The 8,406-nt window shown below is 69.4% G+C and carries 9 protein-coding genes; 1 reads left to right on the forward strand and 8 read right to left on the reverse strand.

All coding sequences use genetic code 11. The features are described 5' to 3' along the window. The 4 genes from JNL41_RS13445 to JNL41_RS13460 all read right to left on the reverse strand — a co-directional run. Nucleotides 1–957, reverse strand: a 957-nt coding sequence (locus JNL41_RS13445; protein ID WP_293475709.1) for an MFS transporter, incomplete at its 3' end; no start/stop codon positions are given. A 152-nt stretch (nucleotides 958–1,109) separates the two neighbouring features. Next, nucleotides 1,110–2,291 (reverse strand): cystathionine gamma-synthase, encoded by a 1,182-nt coding sequence (locus tag JNL41_RS13450; protein WP_293475711.1) that lies wholly within the window; start codon nucleotides 2,289–2,291, stop codon nucleotides 1,110–1,112. Then, on the reverse strand, nucleotides 2,288–3,676 hold the full coding sequence (locus JNL41_RS13455; protein ID WP_293475713.1) for a pyridoxal-phosphate dependent enzyme: 1,389 nt from the start codon (nucleotides 3,674–3,676) through the stop codon (nucleotides 2,288–2,290). Before JNL41_RS13455 ends, JNL41_RS13450 begins: the two co-directional genes overlap by 4 nt. Nucleotides 3,677–3,873: 197 nt before the next feature. Continuing rightward, entirely contained in the window at nucleotides 3,874–4,599 is a 726-nt protein-coding gene (locus JNL41_RS13460) for a PEPxxWA-CTERM sorting domain-containing protein (protein ID WP_293475715.1), read from the reverse strand. Between the two features lie 212 nt (nucleotides 4,600–4,811). Between JNL41_RS13460 and JNL41_RS13465 the strand changes: the two genes are divergently transcribed. Next, the gene (locus tag JNL41_RS13465) at nucleotides 4,812–5,348 is read left to right on the forward strand and encodes a hypothetical protein (protein ID WP_293475717.1); all 537 of its coding nucleotides are present in this window, start codon (nucleotides 4,812–4,814) and stop codon (nucleotides 5,346–5,348) included. 3 nt (nucleotides 5,349–5,351) lie between these two features. Here the strand turns inward: JNL41_RS13465 and JNL41_RS13470 are convergent, their stop codons facing one another. The 4 genes from JNL41_RS13470 to JNL41_RS13485 form a co-directional block, all read right to left on the reverse strand. Next, a complete protein-coding gene (locus JNL41_RS13470; protein WP_293475719.1) occupies nucleotides 5,352–5,837 on the reverse strand; it encodes a hypothetical protein in 486 nt (161 codons plus the stop codon). A gap of 35 nt (nucleotides 5,838–5,872) precedes the next feature. Beyond that, nucleotides 5,873–6,553 carry a hypothetical protein gene (locus tag JNL41_RS13475; RefSeq protein ID WP_293475720.1) on the reverse strand — a complete coding sequence of 227 codons (681 nt, stop codon included), beginning with the start codon at nucleotides 6,551–6,553 and terminating at the stop codon, nucleotides 5,873–5,875. After that, nucleotides 6,550–7,257 (reverse strand): HupE/UreJ family protein, encoded by a 708-nt coding sequence (locus tag JNL41_RS13480; protein WP_293475722.1) that lies wholly within the window; start codon nucleotides 7,255–7,257, stop codon nucleotides 6,550–6,552. The genes JNL41_RS13475 and JNL41_RS13480 overlap by 4 nt, the downstream gene beginning before the upstream one ends. 126 nt (nucleotides 7,258–7,383) lie before the next feature. Further along, the coding region (locus JNL41_RS13485) for a TonB-dependent receptor (protein WP_293475724.1) at nucleotides 7,384–8,406 on the reverse strand (1,023 nt) is incomplete at its 5' end.

Genomic DNA, 8,406 nt, shown 5'->3' on the forward strand with positions numbered 1-8,406 from the left:
GACCATGGTCGCGCGCTTGTCGAACTTGCCGTGCATGCGCGCGGCGAAGACGAAGGCGGTGGCGTAGCCGGCGAAGCTGCCGATCACGAACAGGCGAAGCTGCTCGCTGTTGAGGCCCCAGTAGAAGGTCGCCGTGTAGAGGCGCAGCCCTTCCTTCAGGCCGATCATCATCGACAGGAAGAAGATGCCGATCAGCAGCCAGACGTAGTTGCGGTTCCTGAGCGCCTTCCAGACGTCGGCGAAGAATTCGGTCAGGCTGAACTTCTTCACGTCCGCCTGCGGCTGGGGCAGGAACGGGATGCGGTCGCGGGTGAACCAGGCCGAGGCGAACAGCACGACGACGATCGTCACCGCCATCGTCAGCGCGAAGGGCGACCACGGCTCAGGATTGAGCAGACCGCGCGGATATTCCGGCGTCGAGGGGAAGAAGTAGCTGTAGGCGATCCAGGACATGGCCGCGCCGCCCGCCCAGGTGAAGAAGCTGTTGTAGGCCATCACCTTCGAGCGCTCGATGTAGTTGGGCGAGAGCTCGGCGCCGAGCGCCAGGTGCGGGGTGTGGAAGAAGGTCATCACCTGGCGCAGCAGCGAGACGAACGCGCCGCACCAGATGGTCAGCGCCATGGTGCTCAGGCCCTGCGGCGGATTGAAGATGAAGTAGAAGGCGAGCGCGATCGGGATCGGCGCGGCGTACATCCACGGGTGCCGGCGGCCCAGCCTGCTGTTCCTCGTCCGGTCGGACCACGAGCCCACGAGAGGTTCGGTCAGGCCATCCAGCACGAGGCTGATCGAGATGGCGATGCCGATCCAGTGCGCGGGCACGCCCAGGACCTGGTTGTAGTAGATGAGCGCGAAGCTCGAGACCGCGTAGAGCGCGATGATCTCGGCGGAGCTGCCGATGCCGAAGGCGACTTTCGTGCGAAGCGGCAGGCGATCGGCCGCGGCGGGCGCCGTGGTCATGACTTGGTTTTCCTCCGGGTGGCGCCTCTGGCGGACGCTCTGGACGGAGCGAAGCGTAGGAACGCCCGCGCGTCAATCGCGCCGTACCGATCTTTCGATAGATTGAGCGCGCCGCCGGCCGGGCGGGGCGGCGCCGGGCCTTGCCCGCGCGGCTACCCCAGCGCCTGCTCCAGGTCCGCGATCAGGTCGTCGGCGTTCTCGACGCCGACGCTGAGACGGATCAGGCCGTCCACGATGCCGATACGCTGCCGCGTCTCCGCCGGGATCGAGGCGTGGGTCATGATGGCCGGGTGCTCGATCAGGCTCTCCACGCCGCCCAGGCTCTCGGCCAGGGTGAAGAGGCGGGTGCGTTCCAGCATCGCCTTCGTCCCCGACAGGTTGCGGTCGAGGACGGCGGTGATCATGCCGCCGAACCCGTGCATCTGCCTCGCCGCCAGCGCGTGCTGCGGGTGGCTCCTCAGGCCCGGGTAGACGACGCTGGCGACGTCGCGGCGCGCCTCGAGCCACTCGGCGATCCGCTGGCCGTTCTCGCAGTGGCGCTCCATCCGCAGCGCCAGCGTCTTCATGCCGCGCAACGTCAGGAAGCTGTCGAACGGCGAGGCGACCGAGCCGATGGCGTTCTGCAGGAACGTCAGCTTGTCCCGCAGCTCGGCATTGTCGCCCACCACCAGGGCGCCGCCGACCACGTCGGAGTGGCCGCCGATGTACTTGGTGGTCGAGTGCATCACCACGTCGAAGCCGAACTCGATCGGCCGCTGGACGTAGGGGCTCGCGAAGGTGTTGTCGGCCGCCGCGATCAGCCCGCGCTTCCTGCAGAGCCCGGCGATGGCCTCCAGGTCCGCCAGCCGCAGAAGCGGGTTCGTCGGCGTCTCGACCCAGACCATCTTCGTCTTCGGCGTGATCGCGGCCTCGATGGCCGAGAGGTCGGCGAGGTCGACGTAGGACACCGTGAGGCCCATGGACCGCGCGCGGACCTTGTCGAACAGCCGGAACGAGCCGCCGTACAGATCCTCGCTGGCGATGATGTGGTCGCCGGCGTCCAGCACCTCCAGCAGCGTCGCGATCGAGGCCAGGCCCGAGGCGAAGGCATAGCCCTTCGTCCCGCTCTCCAGATCGGCGATGCCCCGCTCGAAGGCGAACCGGGTCGGGTTCTGGCTGCGGGAGTATTCGAAGCCCGTATGCACGCCCGGCGACGACTGGGCGTAGGTCGAGGTCGCATAGATCGGCGGCATCACCGCACCGGTGGTCGGGTCGTGCGCCTGGCCGCCGTGGATCGCGCGGGTGGCGAAGTCGAGCCGGTTCTTGCCGGAAGGTCCGTCGGTCTGGTCGGTCACGCCGCGCGCCTCAGGTAGTTGATCAGGTCGATGCGGGTGATGAGGCCGAGAAAGTCCCGGCCCTCCATCACGATCGCCACCTCGTCCCGCTCGAATATGGGGAGCAGGTCCTCGAGCGGCGAGCCTGCCTGCAGGGTGCGGAGCTTGGCGGTCATGGCGGTCGAGACCGGCTGTCTGAAGCGCTGGTCCTGGTTGCGGTCCTCGATGGCCTCCAGCAGGTCGCTCTCGTCGATGAGGCCGATGAGGCGGCCGTCGTCCAGCACGGGCAACTGGCTGACGTCGGCGGCGCGCATGCGGTTGTAGGCGGTGAGCAGCGTGTCGTCGGGGCCGACGGTCACCGCATCGCCCGACGACGTCCCGCGGGCGATCAGGTCGCGCAGGTCGCCGTGCAGCTCCCGGTCGACGAGCCCTTGTTCGGCGACCCAACTGTCGTTGTAGACCTTCGAGAGATAGCGGCTGCCGGTGTCGCAGACGAGGGTGACCACCCGCTTCGGCTCGGTCTGGTCGCGGCAGTAGCGCAGCGCGCCGGCCAGCAGCGTGCCCGACGACGAACCGCCCAGGATGCCCGCCTTCACCAGCAGCATCCGCGCCGTGGCGATGCTTTCGCTGTCGGGGATCTCGTAGGCCTTGGCGACCAGGTCCAGGTCGCAGTTGTCGGGGATGAAGTCCTCGCCGATGCCCTCGACCACCCACGAGCCCGGCTCGACCTTTTCGCCACGCTCCACCAGCGGGGCCAGGATCGAACCGACCGGGTCGGCCAGCACCATGCGGGTCTTCGGCGAATGCGCCCGGAAGAAGCGGCCGAGCCCCGTGAGCGTGCCGCCCGAGCCCACGCCCACGACGACGGCGTCGACGTCGCCTTCCATCTGCTCCAGGATCTCGGGGCCGGTGGTGGTCTCGTGCGCCAGGGGGTTCGCGGGGTTGGAGAACTGGTTGATGTAGACGGCGTTGTTCAGCTTCGCGGCGAGCGCGGCCGCCATGTCCTGGTAGTATTCCGGATGGCCCTTGCCGACGTCGCTGCGGGTGATGCGCACGTCGACGCCCATGGCGCGCAGATGCTGGATCTTCTCCCGAGCCATCTTGTCGGGCACGACCAGCAGGAGCCTGTAGCCCTTCAGGACGCCCACCTGGGCGAGGCCGAGTCCGGTGTTGCCGGCGGTGGCCTCGACGATGGTCCCGCCCGGCTTCAGCGAACCGTCTTTCTCGGCCGCCTCGATCATCGAGCGCGCGATGCGGTCCTTGATCGAGCCGCCCGGATTGGCGCTCTCGAGCTTCACGAAGAGGCGGCAGGGGCCGGTGTCGAAGCCCGCCAGCTCGACCATCGGGGTGCGGCCGATGAGGTCGAGGGCGGTGGCCGCGGGGGGCGGCAGGGGCTGGGCGGGCAAGGGAACCTCGCGGAGGAACGGCGAACACTTCGGCAAACGGGCGTCCGATTGCCGGGATTTCAGCCTCCCGAGGTAGACATCAGCGGCCGCGCCGACGCAAGGCGCGTTTTCCTGCCCTCAAGCTGTGCCGCAGGGGGCATGTCGTGATCGACGGAGGCCGGCACGAGAGGGTGCTGGCGCCGGCCCCCGCCCGGACTTCAGGCCGCGAAGGCGCGGCGGCGCCGGAGCGCCGTCCCCGCAAGGCCGAAGCCCGCGATCATAAGGCCCCAGGTCGCCGGCTCGGGCACCCCGCCGCCGTTGCCGTAGAAGGCGTCGAAGCAGGCGTTGTCCCCCCGGTCGATGCAGACCGAGAACGAGCCGCTGTTGTCGGCGAAGATGTCGTCGTTGATGCCGAACTGCACGTGGGTGATGCCTGCGCCCAGCGAACTGGAGAAGCCGATCAGCCACGAGCCGTCATCGTTCACCCGGCCGAGCGAGAACGGCGAGATGACGTTGCCGCCGGCGTCGGCGAACGCGCCCACCAGCGACGCCAGGTAGACGCCGGCCGTGTCGTTCATCCCGTAGTCGCCCGGCATGTAGTAGCTGGGGAACACCGTGCCCGAACTGCCCAGGCCGTCGTTCTTGAAGGACAGGTAGTCGTAGCCCTTGTTGGTGACGTCCGGCGGACCGCCGAAGACGCCCACCTGTCCGCCGACGAACAGGACGCCGTAGGAGTCGCCCTCGCCGATGCCCAGGTCGGCGAAATTGAACACCGACGGGCCGGTCCCGTCCTGCGTGCCGAACTGGTAGCCGACGTTGAGCGCGTCGTGGTCCCACAGCCACGGCATGTCCGTGCCCAGGACGTTGACGACGGAATAGTCTGCAGCTTGCGCGGTCCCGCACATGGCCAGGGCGGCCAAGGACCCGATGAGGAAACGTCGCATCGTAGCTCTAGACCCCAGAGGAGTCGCCGGCCCCGTGTCAGCGGGCGATGTGTCGTGTCATCCGGCACCCTACGCCCGGGACGGGATCGATGAAACAAGCTTCGCCTGTCGCGGGAGTGGCGTATCACCTGTAACGAGGCCGCTACGGTTCAGTACGGTGCGCCGCGCGCCGCGCGCCGCTAGTCTGGCCGCCTGTCAGACGGAGTTCGCCCTTGAGACACCTGATCCTGTTCGCGGCGGCCGCCGCGCTGCTGACGGCCTGCTCGCCCGGCAAGCCGGCGGCGCCCAAGGCCAGCGCCGAGGCCAAGTTCAACACCGATACGCCGATGACCGAGTTCATGGGCCACTTCGTCGATCCCGCCGCCTTCATGTACTGGAAGAATTCCGGGACCATGGTCGACGCCGAGGGCGAGCACTCGCTCTATCCGGCCACCGACGAAGGCTGGGACGTGCTGGTGACCGGCGCGACCATGCTGATGGAGGCCGGCAACGTCCTGCAGCTCCCCGGCCGCACGCGCGCGCCCGAGGCCGACTGGAATAGGTACTCCCAGATGCTGACCGAGCGCGCCGCCCTGGCCCGCGCCGCGGCCGAGAAGCATGACGAGAAGGCCGTCTTCGACGAAGGCGGCCGCGTCTACGAGGTCTGCGTCGCCTGCCACGAGCAGTTCGTTATCCAGCCCGACCTCAAGGCCAACGGTCCCGCCAAAGGCGACCCGCTGCCGCCGATCGCCGGAGAGAAGAAGAAGTAGCCGCTAAGGCAGCGGCCGCGCGCAGCGTCCGTTCGGGCCGCCGAGGGTGGTGTCGAGCGGACGGGGCGGGGTCATGCCTTCCAGGTCGCAACGCTGGCGATCCATGGCCGCGTCGCCGAAACGCAGGTCGGCGCCGACGCTGCGGCGCAGATCGTGGCGGTCGCCCCACCGCGCGTTCCTCGTGTCGCTGAAGGCGACGCTGAGCCTGCCGCTCTCGCCGACCGGCATGTCGCTGCGCATGTAGAAGCTGCGGTAGCCGCCCGTGCCAACACCGACCGCGACCTCGCCGTGAACCTGGCGGTCGTCGCGCGGGGTGACGCCCTGGACGCCGTCGGCGTCGCCGTCGAGCCGCGCCGCGGGCGAGGTGCGCAGGTACTCCGCGATCTGGTCGGCGACGCCGGGCGCCGCGGTGGCGGTAGTCTGCGGAGCCTCCTCGGCGAAGGCGGGGGTGGCGATCAGGGCGGCGAGGGCCAGGGCGACTGTGCGCATGGGGGAACTCCTGTCGCCATCAGGAGGCCCGCAGATTATGGCGAGGGTGTTGCAGGTCGCGCCCTGGCGGCGGGCACGTTCGCAACGATGCCGGCTTCGTTGCCGGGCTGGCCGGCGGGGATCAGCTCGTAGAAGCCGGCCAGCTTCAGGCGCACCACCACGGGGACCTCGGCCGAGTTGGAGAACTGCCAGCCCTGGATGCCGTCGAAGGGCGCGCTCAGCGCGCCCTGCTGCCTGAGCCCGAACGCCTGCCTGTAGGTCGCCACCTGCATCGGCTGGCCGGGCGCCGGGGTCGTGTGGCCGTGCTGGTCGAAGTGGAAGTCACGGGCGTCGGCCGCGCCCACCACCTCCCACGCGTAGATGAGGGTGGCGTCCTTCGCCATCTTCACCTTGTACTCGAGTTCCGACCGCTCGACGCCGTCCAGGAAGCCGCCCAGCGGGATCTCGATGACGTCGGTGCGGAACGGCGTGGCGTACTCGCGGGCGCGCGCCGCGTCCGCCTTGCCGACGTCGATCTTCACGTCGTCCGGGGCCCAGAGCCGCGACAGCCCCGAGAGCCGGCCGACGCCCAGCGGGTCGCGGTCGAACTCCGCCGGCAGCACGACGCCCAGGACGATCAGGACGGCCAGGATCAGGGTGGCGCCGGTCGCGAAGAGCAGCCGGCCGCGCGGCAGCGGGGTCGGCGTCGCCTGGGTAGGGCCCGGTTGTTCGCTCATGAGACCGCTCCGCCGAAGATGTAGCCCGCCAGTTGCTCGCCCGCGAGGACGAAGCCCGCCAGCATCAGGAGCAGGTTGGCCGCCGTCGCGGTCCGGCCGAACGCCCGGGTCCGCCGCCAGAAGGTCATGGCGACGAGGATCAGCGACAGCGCCGTCGCCTGCCCCAGTTCGACCCCGACGTTGAACGCGACGAGGTTCACGAACAGGCCGTCGGGATTGAGCTCGAGCGCCTGCAGCTTGGTGGCCAGGCCGAAGCCGTGGATGAGGCCAAAGCCGAAGACCGCCGCGCGCGTATCCGGCTGCCGGCCGAACAGCGTGCGGAACCCGCCCAGGTTCTCGAAGGCCTTGTAGGCCACCGACAGGCCGATCACCGCGTCGACCAGGTGCGGCTCGACGTGGAGGTCGAGGAAGACGCCGGCCAGCAAGGTGATCGAGTGGCCCAGCGAGAAGAGGCTGACGTAGAGCGCGATCTCCCGCGGCCGGTAGAGGAAGAAGACCACCCCCACCAGGAACAGCAGGTGGTCGTAGCCCGTGACCATGTGCTTGGCGCCGAGGTAGGCGAAGGGGACGGGGTCGGGCCCGCGCGCGGCGGCGACGAACGCCGCGTCCGTCCCGCCGATGTTGTGCGCGAAGGCCGCGCCGGCCCAGGCCAGGACCGAGACCGTCAAGGCGATCGCCGCGGTCCGTGAGACGCCGTTCCCCATGCCGCCCGGATACCGGGGTTTCCGCCTCGGCGCGAGGGCTCGCCCACAGCCCGCCGGGGCCGCGCAAACGAAGAGGGCGGGACCGTGCGGTCCCGCCCTCCGCGGGTCTTCAGTCGGCGGAGCGGACTAGAAGTCCTTCCGCAGCGAGGCGCCGATGGTGCGCGGCGCGTTGGTCAGGAAGCCGTAGCGGGCGCGCAGGCCCCGCTCGCGGTCGATCGCCAGCTTCGCCCGCTCGTCGCCCAGGTTGTTGACGAACAGCGCCCCTTCCCAGCCGTCGCCGCGGATGCCCATGCGCAGGTTCACGACCTCGTAGCTGGGCAGTTCCAGCGGGAAGACCAGGCTGGTGGCCGTCTGCGCGCCGAGGTTCGGGAAGAGCGGCGTGGTGCGCGGGTTGTTCTCCTGATCCGACACCTGGGTGTAGCGTTTGCCGACGTGCTGGGCCGTGAGCACCGAGAAGGCCTCCCAGCCGTTGTCGAGCGGACGCTCGTAGCCGAGGCTGAGCGAGGCCTGGAACCGCGGCACGGTCGGCAGGCGGTTGCCGTCGCGCAGGCCCTGGATCGGCTGGCCGGTGGCGTCCAGCAGGCTCGAGGTCAGCTTGGCGTCGTTGTACGAGGCCGTCGCCGCGACGTCGAAGTTGTCGCTCAGGCGGTACGAGAACTCCGCATCGAAGCCGACCGACTTGGCCGACTTGACGTTGGCGATGATCCGCGACGAGCACGAGCCGGCGTCGATCGTCGCCTGCAGGTTCGAGATGTCGGCATAGAAGCCGGCCAGGGTCACCTGGCCCGCGCCGCCGCCGAGCCGGGCCTTCATGCCGGCTTCGTAGTTCCACACCGTCTCGTTCTTGAAGCTGGGCTGGGACAGCGCGTTGAAGGTCGCGAAGTCGGCCGGCGTGCAGAGCGGGCGGTTCAGGGGATCGTTGATGCCGCCCAGGCGGAAGCCCTTCGAGACCTGGGCGTTCAGGGTCACGTCGTCGGTAGCCTTGTAGGCCACGATCACCCGGGGAGCCCAGCTATTGGCCGTGGTGCGGCCGGGGACGCGGATGGTCTTGTCGGCGAAGATCCCGTCGAACGTCAGTTCGCGGGTTTCCTTGTAGTGGGCGTAGCGCAGGCCGCCCGTGACCGAGAGCTGCTCGCTCACGTCGTAGGT

Source organism: Phenylobacterium sp. (assembly GCF_016793285.1).
GTDB lineage: Bacteria > Pseudomonadota > Alphaproteobacteria > Caulobacterales > Caulobacteraceae > Phenylobacterium.

Bases quoted from the DNA above. Each gene is read 5' to 3' on its own strand.
- JNL41_RS13460 (WP_293475715.1), bottom strand. From the start codon at position 4,599: ATGCGACGTTTCCTCATCGGGTCCTTGGCCGCCCTGGCCATGTGCGGG.
- JNL41_RS13470 (WP_293475719.1), bottom strand. From the start codon at position 5,837: ATGCGCACAGTCGCCCTGGCCCTCGCCGCCCTGATCGCCACCCCCGCC.
- JNL41_RS13475 (WP_293475720.1), bottom strand. From the start codon at position 6,553: ATGAGCGAACAACCGGGCCCTACCCAGGCGACGCCGACCCCGCTGCCG.
- JNL41_RS13480 (WP_293475722.1), bottom strand. From the start codon at position 7,257: ATGGGGAACGGCGTCTCACGGACCGCGGCGATCGCCTTGACGGTCTCG.